19 protein-coding genes are annotated in these 19110 nt (G+C 54.0%); 11 read left to right on the top strand and 8 right to left on the bottom strand.

Features of this window, described 5'->3' with window-relative positions:
• The first annotated feature begins 219 nt into the window (after positions 1-219).
• Positions 220-864 (top strand): DUF2971 domain-containing protein, encoded by a 645-nt coding sequence (locus ACKI5T_RS03070; protein ID WP_407435439.1) that lies wholly within the window; start codon positions 220-222, stop codon positions 862-864.
• Between the two features lie 87 nt (positions 865-951).
• Here the strand turns inward: ACKI5T_RS03070 and ACKI5T_RS03065 are convergent, their stop codons facing one another.
• The 3 genes from ACKI5T_RS03065 to ACKI5T_RS03055 are packed head-to-tail and all read right to left on the bottom strand — an operon-like array spanning position 952 to position 2791.
• Positions 952-1494, bottom strand: a complete 543-nt coding sequence (locus tag ACKI5T_RS03065) for a 1,2-dihydroxy-3-keto-5-methylthiopentene dioxygenase (protein WP_407435437.1) — start codon at positions 1492-1494, stop codon at positions 952-954.
• A complete protein-coding gene (mtnC, locus tag ACKI5T_RS03060; RefSeq protein WP_012016543.1) occupies positions 1491-2180 on the bottom strand; it encodes an acireductone synthase in 690 nt (229 codons plus the stop codon). Before mtnC ends, ACKI5T_RS03065 begins: the two co-directional genes overlap by 4 nt.
• Entirely contained in the window at positions 2177-2791 is a 615-nt protein-coding gene (locus tag ACKI5T_RS03055) for a methylthioribulose 1-phosphate dehydratase (RefSeq protein WP_407435434.1), read from the bottom strand. Before ACKI5T_RS03055 ends, mtnC begins: the two co-directional genes overlap by 4 nt.
• Positions 2792-2915: 124 nt before the next feature.
• Between ACKI5T_RS03055 and ACKI5T_RS03050 the strand changes: the two genes are divergently transcribed.
• The 3 genes from ACKI5T_RS03050 (at position 2916) to ahpF (ending at position 6965) form a co-directional block, all read left to right on the top strand.
• Positions 2916-4076 (top strand): pyridoxal phosphate-dependent aminotransferase, encoded by a 1161-nt coding sequence (locus ACKI5T_RS03050; protein WP_407435432.1) that lies wholly within the window; start codon positions 2916-2918, stop codon positions 4074-4076.
• Positions 4077-4453: 377 nt separating this feature from the next.
• Positions 4454-5017, top strand: coding sequence for an alkyl hydroperoxide reductase subunit C (gene ahpC, locus ACKI5T_RS03045; protein WP_012016546.1), 564 nt, complete (start codon positions 4454-4456; stop codon positions 5015-5017).
• A gap of 382 nt (positions 5018-5399) precedes the next feature.
• Complete coding sequence (ahpF, locus tag ACKI5T_RS03040; protein ID WP_012016547.1) at positions 5400-6965, top strand: alkyl hydroperoxide reductase subunit F; 1566 nt, start codon at positions 5400-5402, stop codon at positions 6963-6965.
• Positions 6966-7030: 65 nt separating this feature from the next.
• Here the strand turns inward: ahpF and uspG are convergent, their stop codons facing one another.
• The 3 genes from uspG to rnk all read right to left on the bottom strand — a co-directional run bounded on the left by uspG (position 7031) and on the right by rnk (position 8233).
• Positions 7031-7459, bottom strand: a complete 429-nt coding sequence (gene uspG / locus ACKI5T_RS03035; protein WP_235135071.1) for a universal stress protein UspG — start codon at positions 7457-7459, stop codon at positions 7031-7033.
• Between the two features lie 135 nt (positions 7460-7594).
• The gene (yldA, locus tag ACKI5T_RS03030; protein WP_407435429.1) at positions 7595-7684 is read right to left on the bottom strand and encodes a small membrane protein YldA; all 90 of its coding nucleotides are present in this window, start codon (positions 7682-7684) and stop codon (positions 7595-7597) included.
• A 138-nt stretch (positions 7685-7822) separates the two neighbouring features.
• Complete coding sequence (gene rnk, locus ACKI5T_RS03025; protein ID WP_012016549.1) at positions 7823-8233, bottom strand: nucleoside diphosphate kinase regulator; 411 nt, start codon at positions 8231-8233, stop codon at positions 7823-7825.
• Positions 8234-8488: 255 nt separating this feature from the next.
• Between rnk and ACKI5T_RS03020 the strand changes: the two genes are divergently transcribed.
• Together ACKI5T_RS03020 and ACKI5T_RS03015 are read left to right on the top strand one after the other, a co-directional pair.
• Positions 8489-9319, top strand: a complete 831-nt coding sequence (locus tag ACKI5T_RS03020) for an alpha/beta fold hydrolase (protein WP_407435427.1) — start codon at positions 8489-8491, stop codon at positions 9317-9319.
• A gap of 91 nt (positions 9320-9410) precedes the next feature.
• Entirely contained in the window at positions 9411-10034 is a 624-nt protein-coding gene (locus ACKI5T_RS03015) for a flavin reductase family protein (protein ID WP_407435425.1), read from the top strand.
• Between the two features lie 38 nt (positions 10035-10072).
• On the opposite strand, the gene rna is transcribed toward ACKI5T_RS03015, so the two are convergent.
• Together rna and dcuC are read right to left on the bottom strand one after the other, a co-directional pair.
• Positions 10073-10882, bottom strand: a complete 810-nt coding sequence (gene rna, locus ACKI5T_RS03010; protein ID WP_407435423.1) for a ribonuclease I — start codon at positions 10880-10882, stop codon at positions 10073-10075.
• An 89-nt stretch (positions 10883-10971) separates the two neighbouring features.
• Positions 10972-12345, bottom strand: coding sequence for an anaerobic C4-dicarboxylate transporter DcuC (gene dcuC / locus ACKI5T_RS03005; RefSeq protein WP_012016553.1), 1374 nt, complete (start codon positions 12343-12345; stop codon positions 10972-10974).
• Positions 12346-12686: 341 nt separating this feature from the next.
• Here dcuC and ACKI5T_RS03000 point away from each other — a divergent pair, with 341 nt between their 5' ends.
• Genes ACKI5T_RS03000 through ACKI5T_RS02980 form a run of 5 tightly spaced genes read left to right on the top strand, consistent with a single transcriptional unit; the run spans position 12687 to position 19039 of the window.
• A complete protein-coding gene (locus ACKI5T_RS03000; protein ID WP_407435420.1) occupies positions 12687-13088 on the top strand; it encodes a hypothetical protein in 402 nt (133 codons plus the stop codon).
• Positions 13089-13144: 56 nt separating this feature from the next.
• Positions 13145-13456, top strand: coding sequence for a copper-binding protein (locus ACKI5T_RS02995; protein ID WP_407435418.1), 312 nt, complete (start codon positions 13145-13147; stop codon positions 13454-13456).
• Positions 13457-13467: 11 nt separating this feature from the next.
• Positions 13468-14724 (top strand): TolC family protein, encoded by a 1257-nt coding sequence (locus tag ACKI5T_RS02990; protein ID WP_407435416.1) that lies wholly within the window; start codon positions 13468-13470, stop codon positions 14722-14724.
• Positions 14721-15926 carry an efflux RND transporter periplasmic adaptor subunit gene (locus ACKI5T_RS02985; protein ID WP_407435414.1) on the top strand — a complete coding sequence of 402 codons (1206 nt, stop codon included), beginning with the start codon at positions 14721-14723 and terminating at the stop codon, positions 15924-15926. Before ACKI5T_RS02990 ends, ACKI5T_RS02985 begins: the two co-directional genes overlap by 4 nt.
• On the top strand, positions 15923-19039 hold the full coding sequence (locus ACKI5T_RS02980; protein ID WP_407435412.1) for an efflux RND transporter permease subunit: 3117 nt from the start codon (positions 15923-15925) through the stop codon (positions 19037-19039). The genes ACKI5T_RS02985 and ACKI5T_RS02980 overlap by 4 nt, the downstream gene beginning before the upstream one ends.
• The last annotated feature ends 71 nt before the right edge of the window (positions 19040-19110 follow it).

Genomic DNA, 19110 nt, shown 5'->3' with positions numbered 1-19110 from the left:
CTTTCATCAAAGTCACTTTCCGGCCATATCACATCCGTTGGAATGTTCAACGCTTGAGCATTTAGTGAGAATTTCGATGGAACTGGCGAAACAAGCTTTTTTAATAAAATTAATAATCTATATCACTACCAGCCATTTAAAGCAGAGTGGTTAAAGGAAACTCTTGTAGAAAATAAGATTTATTGCTCACACCCCGCTGATTTTAATGACCCTTGGGATATGAAACCTCTAATAAAAGATTTAGATAATGAAATTATTAGTAGAGAATATCTTGAATGTCTAACCAAAGCAGTGATTGAAAATAATATGTCTAAAGAGGCAATGGACAGAGCGTTGAACGATGCTTCATTTCTAAAGTATATGTCTGCAAGTAGCGCAATAGCACATTGGAATTTTTTCGAAGAAAATTTCCGAGTATATTGTCTAAGCCCTAAGAATGATAACTTGTTAATGTGGTCTCATTATGCCGACAAACATCACGGCATCTGTTTAGAATTTGAAACGAATAATATTGTTTTTGGAAGTGCCTGGATGGTTGAGTATCATGATGAGTATCCATACCATTCATGGCGAAGTGACTATGATCCTATAAGACTCGCACTCACAAAAGCAACTTGCTGGAAGTATGAAGAAGAGTATCGGATCTTACCTAAAACAAATAAAGCTGATGAGAAACAGCAGCAATCATTTTTTGTCGATGAATGTAATAAATTAGTATTTCCACGACAAGCCTTGAAGTCCATAATTATAGGTTGCAAAGCAAACTATGATGAGATCAAGGGTTTTATCTATGAGTTAAGACCTGATTTATCTGTGCGTAAGGTACTTATGCAACACCATCATTATGGTCTGGATATTAAATAAATAGATAGTGATATTGCAATCTACAGCATGGTAAATACCATTGATAACCTTTTTATTAATATCAATGGTATTTACATGTAAGTCGAGTTAAGCCAGCCTCGGATACCCATCCGCAATATCATCGCCCGTAAACTGCGCCACCCATCCCTCCGGGTTATCGAAAATACGGATCGCCGTAAAGTTCGGCTCGGAACCCATATCAAACCAGTGCGGTGTGCCCGCGGGCACTGAAATCAGATCGTTTTTCTCGCACAATACCTGATAAACCTGGTCATCGATATGCAGGCAAAAAAGCCCTGTACCTTCCACGAAGAAGCGCACTTCGTCTTCGCCGTGGGTGTGTTCGTTAAGAAATTTGGCGCGCAGCGCCTCTTTCTGCGGATTGTTCGCGCGCAGGCTGATCACATCCCAGCTCTGATAGCCTTTTTCGGCAACCAGTTTGTCAATCGCGTGCTGATAAGCGTTGATCACCGTTTCCGCTGCCGGATCCTGACCCAAGTCGCGGTCGGCTTCCCAGCGCTCGAAGCGCACGCCGCGTGCGTTGAGCTTATCGGCAATCTCTGCGGCGTCGGTGCTGTGCCACAGCGGCTCACGGGTTTCTGTTTCCGAAAAAATGGTCAATGCGCTCATGAAGGGATCTGCTCCGGATTTATCTCGTCAAATTGGTGGACCTGATGGTGATGGCTTGCGCCGTCATCATCGCCGCGAATCAGCTGCAGGGTGCGAAAACCTGCCTGTTCAGCTGCGTCCAGCTCTTCATGAATATCCGAGAGGAACAGGATCTGCGAAGGCGATACGCCGATTTGCGCCGCAATGTTCTGATAAGACTGAACGTCGCGCTTGGCACCGACGCGGGTATCAAAGTAGCCGCTGAACAGATGAGTAATATCACCTTCATCGCTGTAGCCAAATAACAGTTTCTGCGCGGCAACAGACCCCGAGGAATAAACATAGAGATCAATGCCTTGTGCTTTCCATTTTTCAAGCGCAGGCAACACGTCCGGATAAAGTTGACCGGTAAAATCGCCGTTTACGTACCCGTCCTGCCAGATAATTCCCTGTAACGCCTTTAATGCCGTGGATTTACGATCTTCATCCATAAAGGTAAACAATGCGTCGACCAGCTCGCCAATAGTGGCGTGTGGTGCCGCGATTTCATCACGCAGGTTGTCCAGAATGGATTTCACCGGCTCGGCGTATTGCTGGGCGGTGACAAACGCCGCCAGTCGCTCACGCGCGTAGGGAAACAACACATTATGCACAAAACGAATATCGCTGGTGGTGCCTTCAATATCCGTCACAATCGCGCGAATCATATTTTCTCCAGTTGTCGTAAACGCATTTCGCATTCAAATAAGAATTCTAAACCTTCCAGATGACGGCGGGCTTCTGCCACATCGCCTCCCCAGCAGGTTAAGCCATGACCGCGCAGAAGAAAACCATAATTAAAGGGGCGTTCTTGCGCGTAATGGGCGATTCGCGATGCGAGCGCATCAATATCCTGATCATTATCGAAAACCGGGATGGTCACCGTGTCCAGATGCGTGCTTTGTCCGGTGAGGGATTTTTGCATTTCAAACCCGCTGATACGCAGCTCTGTCTCTTTCACCAGGCGCGAGAGCACGGTGGCGTTGACGGTGTGAACGTGTAGCACCGCGTTGGCCTCGGGGAACAGGCGATAAATCAGCGTGTGTAACCCGGTTTCCGCCGAGGGTTTACGGCCAGACGGCGCGCGGTTGCTGGCGATGTCCACTTGCAGGAAATCGTCAATCGTCAGGCTGCCTTTGTCTTTGCCCGATTCGCTGAGCCAACAAAAGGCGTCGTTCTGGCGAATAGACATATTTCCGCCGGTCGCGGGTGCCCAGCCTTTTGCGCCGATCCAGCGGCAGGCGTCGACCAGGTGTGTGAGTTGCAGGTTGTCTGTCATTTTCCTTTTCCCTCTGTCGGTCAGGAATATTGATATGATTTAGACGTCTAAGCGTCTTGATTGCCAAAGACTAACATCGTGTTATAGTGTCAGCAACATAAGTATTACACGCAGGCATGACACAATGAGCAATAACCCGTTGATTCCGCAAAGCAAACTTCCCAACCTTGGCACCACAATCTTCACGCAAATGAGTGCGTTGGCGCAGCAGCACAACGCCATTAACTTGTCGCAGGGATTTCCGGATTTTGACGGGCCAAAATATTTGCAGGAACGCCTGGCGTACCACGTAGCACAGGGTGCTAACCAGTATGCACCCATGACGGGCGCACAACCGCTGCGCGAAGCCATTGCCGATAAAACGCAGGAACTGTACGGCTACAAACCGGACGCCAGCAGCGACGTGACCGTCACGGCGGGAGCGACAGAAGCGTTATACGCGGCGATTACGGCATTGGTGAGAGCGGGCGATGAGGTGATTTGCTTTGACCCGAGCTACGACAGCTATGCGCCAGCGATTGAATTATCGGGCGGTGTGGTAAAACGCATTGCGCTCCAGCCGCCGCATTTTCGCCCGGACTGGCAGGCATTTGCGGCGTTACTCAGCGACAAAACCCGGCTGGTGATTCTGAATACGCCGCACAATCCGTCGGCCACGGTCTGGCGAAAAGCCGATTTTGCCGCGCTGTGGGAGGCGATCGCTGAACGCGAAATTTATGTTCTGAGCGATGAAGTGTACGAACATATTTGTTTTGCCGAAGAGGGGCACGCCAGCGTATTGGCGCATCCGCTGCTGCGCGAGCGTGCGATTGCCGTGTCGTCCTTCGGCAAAACCTATCACATGACCGGCTGGAAAGTGGGGTATTGCGTTGCGCCCGCCGCCATCAGCGCGGAACTGCGCAAAGTGCACCAGTATTTGACGTTTGCGGTAAATACTCCGGCGCAGCTGGCGCTGGCGGATATGCTCCGCGCCGAGCCGGAACATTATCGTGAGTTGCCAGAATTTTATCGCGCGCGTCGTGACCTCTTTGTGAACGCGTTAGGTGCTAGTCGTCTGGAGATTTTGCCGTGCGAGGGGACCTACTTTTTGCTGGCGGATTACAGCGCCATTTCCGAGCTGGACGATGTGAGTTTCTGCCAGTGGCTCACCAAAGAGGCAGGCGTGGCTGCTATTCCGTTATCGGTATTTTGCGCCGATCCGTTTCCCCATAAACTGATTCGTCTCTGTTTTGCGAAGCAGGAATCGACGCTGTTAGCTGCGGCAGAGCGTCTGAATACGCTCTGACTATTTAACGGTCCAGACTTCTGAATAACGATATTCGGTCATTCCTATCACAGCCATAGGCACGAATGCCGCTGCTGCGCATTGCCCAACGCCTGCGTGGGTGGTGTAATCACATCGCTGTAACGGATCGGCTAAGGTCCTGTAGAGCGCAACGCATCGCCAGTTCATCTGGCACTGAATCGACCTGCGGGACGTTCAGGTAACAGGGCCGCCCATTGAGGCGGCCTTTTTACGTTTTGCAGACCGAAAAGCAACGTTCAGGCAAGTCATGGTCGGGTTGTAAGGTATCGCTGATTGATTTGATACGGCAAACGCATTGGCCCCATCAGATGAAGTTCGTTACCTTAGCTCTCAACGAAAACACGGAGGAAGTACAGATGTCCTTGATTAACACCAAAATTAAACCATTCAAAAACCAGGCGTTCAAAAACGGCGAATTCATCGAAGTGACCGAGAAAGACACCGAAGGCCGCTGGAGCGTGTTCTTCTTCTATCCGGCTGACTTCACCTTCGTTTGCCCGACCGAACTGGGCGACGTAGCAGATCATTACGACGAACTGCAGAAGCTGGGCGTGGACGTTTACTCTGTTTCCACTGACACCCACTTCACCCACAAAGCGTGGCACGGCAGCTCCGACACCATCGCGAAAATCAAATACGCGATGATCGGCGACCCGACTGGCGCCCTGACCCGTAACTTCGACAACATGCGTGAAGATGAAGGCCTGGCAGATCGTGCAACCTTCGTTGTTGACCCGCAGGGCATCATCCAGGCAATCGAAGTTACCGCTGAAGGTATCGGCCGTGATGCCTCTGACCTGCTGCGTAAAGTGAAAGCAGCTCAGTACGTTGCGTCTCACCCAGGCGAAGTGTGCCCGGCGAAATGGAAAGAGGGTGATGCGACCTTGGCTCCGTCTCTCGACTTGGTCGGCAAAATCTAATTTCCCGTCGTCTTTCGCGCCATAGCGGCGTTGGCGTTACCTGTTCACCCCGGTCACTGACCTGTGTCAGCTCCCGGGGATTCTCAGGCTAGCCGCCTTGCTCTGGTGCGAAATACTTAGGGAAATACATTTTCTTCGTTTTTTGCGCCATAGCGGCGTTGGCGTCACCTGTTCACCCCGGTCACTGACCTGTGTCAGCTCCCGGGGATTCTCAGGCTAGCCGCTTTGCTCTGGCGCGAAATACTTAGGGAAATACATTTTTCGGGTGCAAAATTTTGCACCCGATTTTCAAATTTCATTACGCAATCTCATTTAAGCCGCATCGCGGCGGTCGCCAATAAGAGGCGGCTTAAATGAGGAAGCGTAAAGCAGGAGATTAACGATGCTCGACACCAACATGAAAACCCAGCTCAAGGCCTACCTTGAGAAACTGACCAAACCTGTTGAGTTGATTGCCACGCTGGATGACAGCGCCAGATCGGCAGAAATCAAGGAACTGCTGGCGGAAATCGCCGAACTGTCACCAAAAGTGACCTTTAAAGAAGACAACAGCCTGGCGGTGCGTAAGCCGTCATTCCTGATTACCAATCCAGGTTCTGACCAGGGCCCGCGCTTTGCTGGTTCTCCGTTGGGGCACGAATTTACATCGCTGGTGCTGGCGCTGCTGTGGACCGGTGGTCATCCATCGAAAGAAGCGCAGACGTTGCTGGAGCAAATCCGCGATATCGACGGCGATTTCGAGTTTGAAACGTACTACTCGCTCTCATGCCACAACTGCCCGGACGTCGTGCAGGCACTGAACCTGATGGCCGTGCTGAACCCGCGTATTAAGCACACCGCGATTGACGGCGGCGTGTTCCAGAATGAAATCACCGAACGTAATGTGATGGGCGTTCCGGCGGTGTTCGTGAACGGGAAAGAGTTTGGTCAGGGTCGTATGACGCTGACCGAAATCGTGGCCAAAATTGATACCGGTGCGGAAAAACGCGCGGCGGAAGAGCTCAACAAGCGTGATGTTTACGACGTGCTGATTGTCGGTTCCGGTCCAGCGGGTGCTGCGGCAGCGGTTTATTCTGCGCGTAAAGGTATTCGTACCGGGCTGATGGGCGAGCGCTTTGGCGGCCAGGTTCTGGATACCGTGGATATCGAAAACTACATTTCCGTACCAAAAACCGAAGGCCAAAAGCTGGCGGGCGCACTGAAAGCGCACGTCGATGATTATGATGTCGATGTGATCGACAGCCAAAGCGCCAGCAAACTGGTTCCGGCTGTGACAGAAGGCGGTTTGCATCAGATTGAAACGGCTTCCGGTGCGGTGCTAAAGGCGCGCAGCGTGATCATCGCGACGGGTGCGAAATGGCGCAACATGAACGTGCCGGGCGAAGATCAGTATCGCACCAAAGGCGTCACCTACTGTCCGCACTGCGACGGCCCGCTGTTTAAAGGCAAACGCGTGGCGGTGATCGGCGGCGGTAACTCCGGTGTGGAAGCGGCCATTGATCTGGCGGGACTCGTTGAGCACGTCACGCTGCTGGAATTTGCCCCTGAAATGAAAGCGGACCAGGTATTGCAGGATAAAGTCCGCAGCCTGAAAAACGTCGATATCGTCCTGAATGCTCAGACCACGGAAGTGAAAGGCGATGGCAGTAAAGTGACCGGTCTGGAATACCGTGACCGCGTGAGCGGTGATGTGCACAACGTGGCGCTGTCAGGCATTTTCGTGCAGATCGGTTTGCTGCCTAACACCACCTGGCTGGAAGGGGCGATTGAGCGCAACCGCATGGGCGAAATCATGATTGATGCCAAATGCGAAACCAGCGTGAAAGGCGTCTTTGCAGCGGGCGACTGTACGACCGTGCCGTACAAACAGATTATTATCGCGACGGGCGAAGGGGCGAAAGCGTCACTCAGCGCGTTTGATTACCTGATTCGCACCAAAACAGCATAATAAAAGAAAGTAAGGCTTCACCTGCAAAAATAAAAACCCCGCGTAAGCGGGGTTTTTTATGTGCGTTATCTGACGACCAGCACCGGAATATGCGTGTGGCGGATGACGCTGGAGGCATTCGAACCCAGCAGGTGGGTGGAGATAGAAGGATTGCGCGAACCGATCACCACCACGTCGGCGTTGAGTTCATTCGCCATTTCGTTCACCGCGTCGCGAACGCTGCCAAACCGCACATGGGTTCTAATCCGCGCGGGATCGATGCTGAAATGCCCCACCATGGTTTGCAGGCGGGTTTCTGCTTCGCGTTGCAGATGCTCCTCAAAGCGGCGCACGTCAGCGGCGAAGCGATGCAAACTCAGGCTGGCAGAGCCTGGCAAGACGTGTAAAAGATGAATGATGCCGTCCTGCTGCGCCAGGAATTCTGCGTGGCGCACGGCTTTGTCGCTCAGCTCCATTTCAAAAACATCAACCGGCATAATGATTGTCTGATACATACCCGTTTCTCCTTGTTTATAAACGCTGAAAACATTCAAGCATAAAATATTATCTGTTTCTGATATCTGTCAGGCAGTTTTTCACGTTTTGGCGTTTATTGACTTAACTTTGCGGAGAAATGAGAGGAAGGCGGTCTACCAATGGCGTTCAAGATACAGCACGGCCGTGACGATAATCGCCAAAAAAATGAAATATACCAGCATTATGCCCAATATCTCATTCATGACCGTCCCCGCGGCACTGAAACGGATTAAGCCTGGATTAAGGGGATTTTGCGCGCTGTAGGACAAATGGGTGATTTTGCGGAAAGAGGATGCAGACGCATCCTCTGGGCAAAGCGGTTAACGCTTATTCAGATGGGATTAACGCAGGTAATCGCCGGCAGCTTCTGGCTGGTAGAGCAGTTCCAGCACTTCAAGGTGTGCAGAGGCGCCACCTGGCAGTTCCCAGTGAATGGTATCACCCGTGCGCAGGCCAAGGAGCGCGGCGCCGACGGGGGCCAGAACAGAGAGCTGGGTGCTGCTGTCGGTCATCTGCGCAGGATAAACCAGCGTGCGGGTGTGCTCTTCACCGGATGTGAGATCGCGGAATCTCACTTGGCTGTTCATGGTGACGACGTCATGCGGCATCGACTCGGCTGTACACATCTGCGCGCGGTCCAGTTCATCGTTCAGCGCATCGGCAATGGGCAGCGACGCGAACGCGGGTTTCTCCAGCAGACGGTCGATACGTTCTGCATCAAGTTCATTGATAATGATGGTGGGTCTGGACATTTATTACTCCATGTCTTTAGTGCTGCGTGTTGCGCAGAAACCAATCCAAAAGAAAACCCTCGCCGTATGGCAGCGAGGGTTTTATCTCTCCTGATGATACTGGCTGAACACCGAAGTTTGAAGTGATGAATGTCACATTCATCACGCAGATGAATTTTTGGCGAAAAACGTGATCGTTCTCAGATTTGCAGTATGCTTTTTAAGCGCCCTTTTACGGGCGACGATCTGCACACGGTGTTCCATTCAGGAGATCTCATGAGCGATTACGACAAACTTACCTTGAAAGACGGCAGTTATTTGCATTTCAAAGACTGGGGCAGCGGGCAGCCCATTGTCTTTAGTCATGGGTGGCCGTTAACGGCTGATGCCTTTGAAGATCAAATGTTGTATCTGGGGTCGAAAGGATTTCGCGTGATCGCACACGATCGGCGTGGGCACGGGCGTTCTGCCCAGACCTGGGACGGGAACCATATGGATCAGTATGCTGACGATCTGGCGGAACTGACCGCGCATCTGAATCTTCAGGATGCGGTGCATGTGGGCCATTCCACCGGGGGCGGCGAAGTGGCGCGCTATATTGGTCGGCACGGAACCGAACGTGTCGCAAAAGCCGTGCTGATTAGCGCGGTGACGCCGATTATGATCAAAACCGATTTCAACCCCAATGGGGTGCCGAAAGAGGTGTTTGATGGTATTCGGGAAGGCGTGGTTAACGACCGCGCAGCGTTCTTTTATGAACTGACTGCGGCCTTTTATGGCTATAACCGCACGGGCGCGAAAGAGTCTAATGCGGTTCGTGAAAGCTTTGTCGAGCAAGGGCTTCAGGGATCGATTAAAGGGTTATATGACTGCATCAAAGCATTTTCGGAAACCGACCTGCGGGAAGATCTGAAAAAGATGACCATCCCGACGCTTGTGATCCATGGCGATGACGATCAAATCGTGCCGTTTGAAACCTGCGGAAAAGTGGCAGCGGAGATCCTGCCGGATTCCCAGCTCAAGGTGTACGAGGGCGGTTCGCACGGGATTTGCACCACGCATAAACACCAGATCAATGAAGACTTACTGAAATTTATTCAGTCATAATTTTTAACGGATTGCGCTACGCTGATTGTCCTGAATCAGGGGAATGAGCGAAGCGTAATTCGTGCCTGTTAAATTTCACGCAGAGAGTGCCATGTATTTCTATCAACCATCTCAGGGACACGGCCTGCCACACGATCCCTTAAATGCCATTGTCGGCCCCCGTCCTATCGGCTGGATTTCAAGCCAGGACAGTGAAGGGCGACTCAATCTTGCCCCGTACAGCTTTTTTAATTGCTTCAACTATCGGCCGCCGATCATTGGTTTTTCCAGCAATGGCTGGAAAGACAGCGTGCAAAATATCGTTCAGACCGGTGAGTTCGTCTGGAATCTGGCCACGGTTGAACTGGCGCAGGCGATGAATGAAACCTCCGCCACGCTCCCGCATGAGGAAGACGAATTTTCCTTTTCCGGCTTAACGCCCGTCGCCAGCCAGCGGGTGAAAGCGCCGCGCGTGGCGGAAAGCCCGGTGAACTTTGAATGTTGTTTGTCGCAGTGTATTCAGCTTACTGGCGCAGACGGTACGCCGATTGAAACCTGGCTGGTGCTGGGCGAAGTCGTCGGGGTTCATATCCGCGAAACGCTGCTGGAGGAGGGAATTTATCAGACCGCCAAAGCGAATCCGATTCTGCGCGCGGGTGGCCCAACCGCGTATTACTCGATAAGCGAAGCGCAGCGGTTTGACCTGGTGCGCCCGGATGCACGCAGCAGAGGCTGATTTTTTAACCCGGCACAGCGCTTGGGCCGGGTCAATTATCAGTAACCGACTTTATCGATGATGAACTGTTTGCCGCAGTTGCCGGGATGCGGTTGCTCGGCAAACGACGCGGCAGACAGCGGAGCGTTAATGGTCGCGGCGTTAAGGGAAACTTGTATCTCAGTCAGATAAGCGGGATTGCCGCTGCAGGTCAACTTAACGGCTTTGACTGACGCGTTGCCCCAGCTTTTCGCGATGGCGCGATCAACGGTTTTACGGCTGACCGTTTTGCCGTAGTTATCTGCCAGCACTTTGCCCAACTCGCTGGCTTTCACTTCCTGATTCATGCGCACCATGGTGCCAAAATAGGCATCCGGGTCAAAACCAAAGCACACGCCGTGCTTGGCGTATTCGTAGCGTTCCAGACAAGAGTTTCCGCCCGCGCCGGGCATCACGCCACTCAGTTTTGCCGCAGATTCCAACGACAGGCCGGTTTCGGCGGCTGCACATTTGCGGTTACCTCTGGCCTCGGGCATGTTAGGAAGAGGGCGTGTGGCGCAGCCGAAGCGCATCCAGCGGCGGTCGTCTACGCCGCGTGCAGAGATGGATTTTGGCAGGCTCGGCCAGAGGCCGTGAACCGTCAGGAAATCGGTTTTGGTTTTGCTCTCTTTTTGCAGACGACACTCATCAGGCTCGTTGCGATCGCGCTCGTGCATGCTCTGGCAAAATCCTGTTTGCCAAGACAGGGCAAGAACATAGCGATTAAAATCGGCGTACTGGGTGGCCTGAAGCGGGGCTGATTCTACGGAGAACGCGCACAGTGCGAGGGCCGCCGCACTGAATCGACTAACGATATCCTTCCTGAACATGTGAATTCCTGACGATTTAACGCAAATTAATTCCAGGAACTTATTAAAGCACAAAAAGCGCCCGTAGGCGCTTTTGAGAAGTGTGACGCTCAGCCTGCGATCGTGGCGGGAACCAGAATTTCGGTCGCGACAATCACAATCACCAGCCCCACAAGAACAGGGACGGAGGTGCGTTTCACGACTTCGAACGGGGAGATTTTCGCCATTCCCGCGACTGCCACAACCACCCCTGAAACCGGTGAAATAGTACGGCCCAGGTTAGACGCCTGCAGCATTGGGATAGAAAGGTACGCCGGGTTGATGCCGGAAGAGTGCGCCAGTTTTGGAATCATCTCCACGAACGCATAGAACGGGGCGTTACCGGACCCGGTGGTCATCGCCGCCAGCATGGTGAGGATCACCAGCACCAGCATCAGAATGATGCTTGCGGAACCGAACGAGGTGGCGATAGAGATCAGGCTCTGAATAAAGCCGATGGTGCTCAGACCTTGGGCGAATACGCCCGCCGCAACCAGCAGCATCACCACGCTGGCAAAGGCATCCGCCATGCCGCGATACGCCACTTCCAGACCGGAATAGACCTTTTGCGTGTTAAACCCGCGCACGAATTCCAGTACTGCGGCCAGCAACATACAGATCACCAGAATGGTAATGATGTGCAGCTGCGGGCCCCATTTGCCGTCAAAAATCAGTACGCCCACAATAGGGGTGAACGGCAGGATGGCGTAAAACGACGGGGCGGTGGTGGTGATTTCGCTGACATCCAGCATCTCGTGGCTGATGTTTTCTTTTTTATCGAGATACTTCTGCCAGAAATAGTGAGCAACTGCCATGCCGATAATCGCGGCAATGGAGATCGGCAGCGTGGTTTTAAAGGCGAAATCAATCAGCGGCATTTCCGCGGCTTTAGCGGCCAGGACCACGTCACCTGATGTTGGGGAGAGAATAATGGCAGCGGGAGAGGCACAAATGGCCGCAGCGGCACCACGGCTAATCCCGACGTTCACCATAACCGGGAACAGGGTGGCCATCAGCAATACGCCCAGACCGGTCGCCGACGACACCGCCAGAGACATCAGGCAGGCAACGAAATAAGCGGCAATCATCAGGATGTACGGGGAATTAATATATTGCAGCGGTTTGGAGGCTAGCTTCACCACCATATCGTTGGCGCCAATATGTGTCATATAGGCCGCGAAACCACACAGCATCATAATCATCATGCCGAGATCGCCACCGCGGCTCATCAGCAGGATTTTAATATATTCCACAATATCCGTAGCGGAATAACCGGTGCTCTCTGCGCTGGCGGGTAATACTTTATGGCCCATTAGCGCGCTAACAATCAGCAGTATCAAGCCACCGACAAAGAGAACTCCGGTCGCGGAATAGCCTTTAATGATGTAGCGGGCGACGCCAACAATGACGACAACTCCCATGAGGAGTTCGAGAAAGGTAAGCATGGTTTCCCCTGTTATTGCGCTCCCCAGAGAGCACGGAAAATCAAAAAAATGAAGGGTGAGAATGTGCCGAATTAATGGTCAGTCATTGATGACTAAAATCAATAAAACGACTACTAAAGGAGTAATCAGCGATATTTTGCCATTAGTGTGTCATTTATGTCATCACAGTATTGACCGAATCAATCATTAACGTATGTCATCGGATTGATAATATATTGTTGAGGTTATTCGGTGCTTTTGCCGCGCAACTGATTAAGAACGTAAAATTGATTAAAATAACTTTAATTTCTGCGAAAGCTGTTCCTATACTCGCATTCCTTTTATGACCCGACGACGCAAATATGCACGCCAGCTGGACCTATCGCCTGCGCTTTCTTAAAAAACATCTTCTGATGTTTTTGTGCGCGTTTGGCTGGCTGGTGATCCAGAGTCAGGTGGCAATTGCTTCGCATGATTGTTCGCTGGATCCGCGCGGTGCTACCGCCACAATCCAGCATATGGACATGACGGCAGAACCGCTTTCCCACGATGTCGTCAGTGCCTCCCCACTGTGTGAAAAACATTGCGTGCCGGATCAGGGACAAAAAGATCCTGCGCAGCCGCATCTGGTGGCCTTACCCGCCGTCATGACGCTCGCCATTACCACGCCACAATGCAGCGAAATAGCGCATTCTGCGTGGTCACTCACCCCTCCCGCTGTGGGGCCACCGGCAACGATCCGTTTTTGCCGGTTCCGGGAGTAGAAACCTGTTCATTCGTTGAATTGATTTTTTAATTTACGTTTAACAGGAGTTTTATCATGCGAGCTTTATTTATTTCCGCGCTGATGGGCGCGTTGTTTTCCCTTTCTTCTTTTTCCGTTCAGGCAACTGAACCGTCTGTCGCCGCACAGCGCTGGCAGGGGCAGGGCCGTGTACTGGAAATCTCACCACCCAAAATCATCCTTGAGCATCAAGCCATTCCTGAACTGAAATGGCCCGCGATGACCATGCCTTTCACCCTCGCGAAAACCGCTGAGACGTCCTTAGTGAAGCCCGGCGATCGCGTCACCTTCACGCTTGAGCGGGCGGGCGATGGCTTTCAGATAATCTCTCTGACGCCACTGCACTAAGCGAGGACACCATGAAAAAAATGACACTGAGCATCTGGCTCGGTGGGGTGCTGCTCGGCTTGTTAAGCTCCGCCGCTCAGGCGGAGCCATGGACGCTGGCGCAAACCCTTTCCGTGGCCCAGCGCTATTCAGCCGAACTTTCCGCCAGCCGCAATGAAGCGCAGGCGCTGGATGCGATGGCGGAATCCGCCACCCAACTTCCCGATCCCAAACTGAAGTTCGGCATCGAAAATGTGCCGGTTCAGGGCAGTAACGACCAGCGCTTTACCCGCGAAGGCATGACCATGCAGCGGGTTGGCATCATGCAGAGTTACGTGAGTGCCGAAAAGCGCGAGCGTAAATCGCAGACCTTGCAGGCGCAGGCCCGCGGTGTGGTAGCGAAGTCAGAGACCATCCGCGCCGCGCTTCAGCGAGACACCGCGCAGGCGTGGCTCGATTTAGCGCTTGCTCAGCAGGCGCTGACAATCGCTCACCAACGCGTGAGCGAAACAGAGCGCCAGCAGGGCGTGCAGAAGGCGAGCGTGGCGGCAGGCAGCACCACGCCTGATAGCGTGTTGTCGCTCCAGATGACGCTTAGCGCGATGCGCGACAGCGTGACGCTGGCGAACCGGGATGTGCAACTGGCGCAAAGCCGTCTGTTTCAGTTGACCGGCAAGGCGATAACCGAGGTACAAGGCCCGCTGCCACGCTATCAGCGGTTACCGGCGGATGAAAAAACGCTGGCCGACGCGATAGTCCGACATCCCGAAGTCGAGGCGGCGCAGCGCGAATCAGAAACGGCGAAAGCCCGCTCGGCGCAGTCGGCCGTTGCAGCGATTCCTGACGTGGATGTGGAAGTGTTCTATTCCCATCGCGCTGAAGGGTACGACGATATGGCTGGGGTGATGTTTACGGTCGATCTGCCGCTGTTTCAGTCGCGCCGACAGGATAAAGAGTATGCCGCTGAGGTGTCGCGCTCGATGCAGGCGGTGGATCAGTTGACGCTGATTCAACGCGAACATCTGGCGCAGGTGCAGTCGCTGGTGGCGCAGTATCAGGCCGCGCAAACGCTGTGGCAACGCCAGCGCGATGACATTTTACCGTTGCAGTACGCGCGGCTGAATGTGCTCGCCGCGCAGTATCGCTCCGGGCAGTCGGCGCTGCCCGCATTGCTTGAGGCGCGTCGCAGCGTGCTGGATACCGAACTGACCGTAAATCAGACCGAGCGCGAAATGGCGCGTACCTGGGCCGCGATTCAATGGCTGACCCCACAGGAAATCACACAATGAAAACAACAACGTTAACCGCTGTGGCGCTCGCCGTACTGCTGGCTGCTGGCGGGGGATATTTCCTTGGACAGCGCCAGTCGCATGCCGCACCTGAAGTTATGAAAACGGCGGGACGCAACGTGCTCTACTGGTACGATCCGATGATGCCCGGACAGCGTTTTGATAAGCCGGGCAAATCACCGTTTATGGACATGGAGTTGGTGGCGCGTTATGCCGACGAAGAGAAAGCAGCGACGGGCGTGGGAGTGAGCGCTCAACAGCAGCAAAACCTCGGGATGAAGACCGCCAAAGTGCAGATGCGTCAGCTTACGCAGCCGTTTACGGCCTTTGCGACCGTGACGATCAACGAGCGGATGCTGACCACGATCCCTGCGCCTACCGCGGGCGTGATTTCAAAACTGTACGTGCGCGCCGAGCAACAGCAGGTCAAGGCCGGTGAGGCGCTGGCAGAGATCTGGGTTCCGCAGTGGACGACCGCGCAGCAGGAATATCTGGCCGTCCGTCAGCTTGGCGATGCGATGTTAACCCGCGCCGCACGCGATAGGCTGGCGCTCCAGTTTATGCCAGAAGAGACGATCCGCGCGCTGGAGCGCAGTGGAAAACCGCAAACCCGATTAACCCTGCGGTCGGAACAAGCTGGGTATGTGACAAAGCTGAACGTCCGGGAGGGCGCGCAGGTGGTGGCCACCGCACCGGTGTTTGATATGGCGTCGCTGGACAGCGTATGGCTGGTGGTCGATTACCCGCAAAATCAGGCACAAGCGCTCACGGTGGGCAGCGAAATGATTGCGACGTCGGAAAGCTTTCCGGGCCAGCGCTTTCACGGCACCGTCAGCGAGCTGCTGCCGCAGATGGATACCGCCACGCGAACCCTCAAGGCACGCGTTGTGATGGACAATCCGAAACACACGCTTAAGCCGGGGATGTTCCTTAACGTCGTTCGCGCAGGGCAAAAACAGGGGGCATCGGTGCTGGCGGTACCGGAGGAGTCGGTGATCAATAGCGGGGCATCGCAGCGTGTGCTGCTGGCAACCGGCGAAGGCTTTTTCCATCCGGTGAACGTTACTACGGGTGTGAGCGCCGATGGCTGGACGGAGATTCTCACAGGGGTGCAGGCGGGCGACACTGTGGTGACGTCGGGGCAATTCCTGATCGACTCTGAAGCCAGTCTGCGTAGCGCATTGCCGGAGGTGACGAAATGATCGCTGCCGTGATTCGCGCGTCGTTACGTAACCGTCTGCTGGTTATTCTGGCGGCCTGTGTGATGGCGGGCTGGGGCTGGTGGGCGGTGCAACGCGCACCGCTGGATGCGTTGCCCGACCTGTCGGATGTGCAGGTTATCGTCAAAGCCAGTTATCCGGGTAAAGCGCCGCAGGTGATTGAGGATCAGGTGACCTGGCTGCTGACGACGTCAATGCTGTCAGTGCCCGGCGCTAAAACTGTGCGCGGTTTTTCGATGTTTGGCGATGCCTATGTGTATGTGTTGTTTGAAGATGGCACCGATCTCTACTGGGCGCGCTCACGGGTGCTGGAGTATTTAAGCCAGGTGCAGTCGCAGTTACCGGCGGGAGTAAAAGCCTCTCTGGGACCGGATGCGACGGGCGTGGGCTGGATCTACGAGTACGCGCTCGTCGATCGCACGGGTAAGCACAGCCTGGCCGATTTACGCGCACTTCAGGACTGGACGCTCAAGTTTGAGCTGAAAACGGTACCGAATGTGTCGGAAGTGGCGAGCATCGGCGGGATGGTGCGTCAGTATCAGATTGTGGTCGCCCCCGAGAAAATGCGCGCGCTCAATATCACCCACGGGCAGATTGTGAGCGCGGTACAGGCGGCAAACAAGGAGAGCGGCGGCGCGTTACTGGAGAGCGGCGAAGCGGAATACATGGTGCGTACCACCGGTTATCTGCGCACGCTGGATGATTTCAGGTACGTGGTGATCGCCGTGCGCGACGGGATCCCTGTATTGCTAAAAGACGTGGCGACGGTCGGCCAGGGGCCGGAGATCCGTCGGGGGGTGGCGGAGCTGAACGGCGAGGGCGAAGTCGCGGGCGGCGTGGTGGTGATGCGTTACGGCCAGAACGCGCTTGAAACGCTTCATGCTGTGAAAGAGAAGCTCAGCGCGCTGCAAAAAACGCTGCCAGAAGGGGTTGAGATTGTTCCAGTGTACGACCGATCGAAGCTGATTGAGGAATCGGTCAAAACGCTGACGCACAAACTGCTGGAGGAGTTCTCCGTCGTCGTTCTGGTGTGTGTGCTATTCCTGTTTCACTTCCGTTCCGCGCTGGTGGCGATTGTTTCGCTGCCGCTGGGGATTTTGGGCGCGTTTGTGGTGATGCACTATCAGGGTATCAACGCCAATATTATGTCGCTGGGCGGGATTGCCATTGCCATCGGGGCGATGGTGGATGCCGCGATCGTGATGATCGAGAACATGCACAAAGTGCTGGAGCAGTGGCGGCACGATCATCCTGATGAAGAACCGGCATCGGCGGACTACTGGCGTATGGCGGAGCGTGCCGCGGTGGAAGTGGGACCTGCGCTGTTTTGCAGCCTGCTGATCATTACGCTGTCGTTTATTCCGGTATTTTCCCTTGAGGCGCAGGAAGGGCGCATGTTTTCGCCGCTGGCCTTTACCAAAACCTGGGCGATGGCCATGGCCGCGGGGCTGGGCATCACCCTCATTCCGGTGCTGATGGGCTATTTTATTCGCGGCAAAATTCCTGACGAAAAAGCCAACCCGATTAACCGCTTTTTGATTCGGATTTATGAACCGCTGCTCGATAAAGTTCTGGCGTTTCCCAAAACGACGCTGGCGCTGGCATTGCTGCTTTTACTGGTGACGCTGTGGCCGCTGAGTCGTCTTGGCAGTGAGTTTATGCCCCCGCTGGACGAAGGCGATCTGCTGTATATGCCGTCTACGCTGCCGGGAATTTCGGCGCGCGAAGCCAGCCGTTTGCTGCAACAAACGGATCGGTTAATTAAAAGCGTGCCGGAAGTGGCGAGCGTGTTTGGTAAGGCTGGACGGGCGGACACCGCGACCGATCCCGCGCCGCTCACGATGCTGGAAACAACGATCCACTTTATCCCGCGTGACCAATGGCGACCGGGCATGACGCCCGCGAAATTGGTCGAAGAACTGGACAAAATCGTCTCAATACCAGGTATCGCGAACGTGTGGGTGCCGCCGATTCGCAATCGCCTTGATATGCTGGCGACGGGCATCAAAAGCCCGGTGGGGATTAAGGTGAACGGCAGCAATATTGCCGATATTGAACGTGTCGCCGCTCAGATTGAGCAGATTGTGAAACAGGTGCCGGGGGTGACGTCTGCGCTGGCCGAGCGGCTGGCGGGTGGGCGCTACGTGGATATCCGTATCGACAGGCAAAAAGCCGCACGGTATGGCGTGTCGGTTGACGAGTTGCAGGGGATGGTCTCCGCCTTGGTTGGCGGTGACAATATCGGTGAAGTGCTTCAGGGCCGAGAACGTTATCCCATCAATGTGCGCTACCCCCGTGACGTTCGTGATAGCGTTGAAAAGCTCCGAATGTTACCCGTTATCACCACGAATGGGAGCCAGATTGCACTGGGTGAACTGGCGGATATCGTCGTCACCGAAGGCCCGCCAATGCTGAAAAGTGAGAATGCGCGGCTCTCGAACTGGATTTATGTGGATCTGCGCGGACGAGATTTGAAGTCGGCGGTGACCGAAATGCAGCAGCGGGTTGCGGAGAAGATCGCACTTCCACAGGGGGTATCGCTGTCATGGTCCGGACAATTTGAATATCTGGAGCGTGCCACAGAGAAATTGAAAATCGTTCTCCCAATAACCTTAATGATTATCTTTATTCTTTTGTGGCTGACCTTTAAACGCATTTCTGATGTCTTATTAATAATGGGGACATTACCCTTTGCGCTTATCGGCGGGGTGTGGTTGCTTTGGCTGCTGGGATATAATCTTTCCGTTGCGGGTGCCGTCGGATTTATAGCGCTTGCCGGTGTTGCTGCTGAGTTTGGCGTTATTATGGTGCTGTATCTCAATCAGGCGCTTGATAAATATCGTCAGCGAGATCCTGAGGGTGGAAACAGGATGATAATGCGTGCGATCCATGAAGGCGCAGTCCTTCGCGTGCGGCCAAAAGTGATGACCGTCGCGACGATTATGGCGGGCTTACTGCCGATTATGTGGGGCGGAGGCAGCGGTTCCGAGGTCATGCAGCGCATCGCCGCGCCGATGATAGGGGGAATGGTCACCGCGCCTTTGTTGTCGATGTTAGTTATTCCCGCACTGTATAAATTGTTGCATAAACGTTAGGTGGCGTAAGCGCCTTGCTTATTTCAAGGCGCATCGTCACGTTCTGTAGGATTATTCCCGTTTTGTAACTT

Source organism: Lelliottia sp. (genome assembly GCF_045627565.1).
Classification (GTDB): domain Bacteria; phylum Pseudomonadota; class Gammaproteobacteria; order Enterobacterales; family Enterobacteriaceae; genus Enterobacter.
Note: the sequence above shows the minus strand (reverse complement) of the source record. Positions and strands in the feature narration are given on the sequence as shown.

Excerpts from the sequence above, each read along its gene's own strand:
- ACKI5T_RS03070 (WP_407435439.1), top strand. The coding sequence starts at position 220 with ATGAAACCTCTAATAAAAGATTTAGATAATGAAATTATTAGTAGAGAA.
- ACKI5T_RS03065 (WP_407435437.1), bottom strand. The coding sequence starts at position 1,494 with ATGAGCGCATTGACCATTTTTTCGGAAACAGAAACCCGTGAGCCGCTG.
- mtnC (WP_012016543.1), bottom strand. The coding sequence starts at position 2,180 with ATGATTCGCGCGATTGTGACGGATATTGAAGGCACCACCAGCGATATT.
- ACKI5T_RS03055 (WP_407435434.1), bottom strand. The coding sequence starts at position 2,791 with ATGACAGACAACCTGCAACTCACACACCTGGTCGACGCCTGCCGCTGG.
- ACKI5T_RS03050 (WP_407435432.1), top strand. The coding sequence starts at position 2,916 with ATGAGCAATAACCCGTTGATTCCGCAAAGCAAACTTCCCAACCTTGGC.
- ahpC (WP_012016546.1), top strand. The coding sequence starts at position 4,454 with ATGTCCTTGATTAACACCAAAATTAAACCATTCAAAAACCAGGCGTTC.
- ahpF (WP_012016547.1), top strand. The coding sequence starts at position 5,400 with ATGCTCGACACCAACATGAAAACCCAGCTCAAGGCCTACCTTGAGAAA.
- uspG (WP_235135071.1), bottom strand. The coding sequence starts at position 7,459 with ATGTATCAGACAATCATTATGCCGGTTGATGTTTTTGAAATGGAGCTG.
- yldA (WP_407435429.1), bottom strand. The coding sequence starts at position 7,684 with ATGAATGAGATATTGGGCATAATGCTGGTATATTTCATTTTTTTGGCG.
- rnk (WP_012016549.1), bottom strand. The coding sequence starts at position 8,233 with ATGTCCAGACCCACCATCATTATCAATGAACTTGATGCAGAACGTATC.
- ACKI5T_RS03020 (WP_407435427.1), top strand. The coding sequence starts at position 8,489 with ATGAGCGATTACGACAAACTTACCTTGAAAGACGGCAGTTATTTGCAT.
- ACKI5T_RS03015 (WP_407435425.1), top strand. The coding sequence starts at position 9,411 with ATGTATTTCTATCAACCATCTCAGGGACACGGCCTGCCACACGATCCC.
- rna (WP_407435423.1), bottom strand. The coding sequence starts at position 10,882 with ATGTTCAGGAAGGATATCGTTAGTCGATTCAGTGCGGCGGCCCTCGCA.
- dcuC (WP_012016553.1), bottom strand. The coding sequence starts at position 12,345 with ATGCTTACCTTTCTCGAACTCCTCATGGGAGTTGTCGTCATTGTTGGC.
- ACKI5T_RS03000 (WP_407435420.1), top strand. The coding sequence starts at position 12,687 with ATGCACGCCAGCTGGACCTATCGCCTGCGCTTTCTTAAAAAACATCTT.
- ACKI5T_RS02995 (WP_407435418.1), top strand. The coding sequence starts at position 13,145 with ATGCGAGCTTTATTTATTTCCGCGCTGATGGGCGCGTTGTTTTCCCTT.
- ACKI5T_RS02990 (WP_407435416.1), top strand. The coding sequence starts at position 13,468 with ATGAAAAAAATGACACTGAGCATCTGGCTCGGTGGGGTGCTGCTCGGC.
- ACKI5T_RS02985 (WP_407435414.1), top strand. The coding sequence starts at position 14,721 with ATGAAAACAACAACGTTAACCGCTGTGGCGCTCGCCGTACTGCTGGCT.
- ACKI5T_RS02980 (WP_407435412.1), top strand. The coding sequence starts at position 15,923 with ATGATCGCTGCCGTGATTCGCGCGTCGTTACGTAACCGTCTGCTGGTT.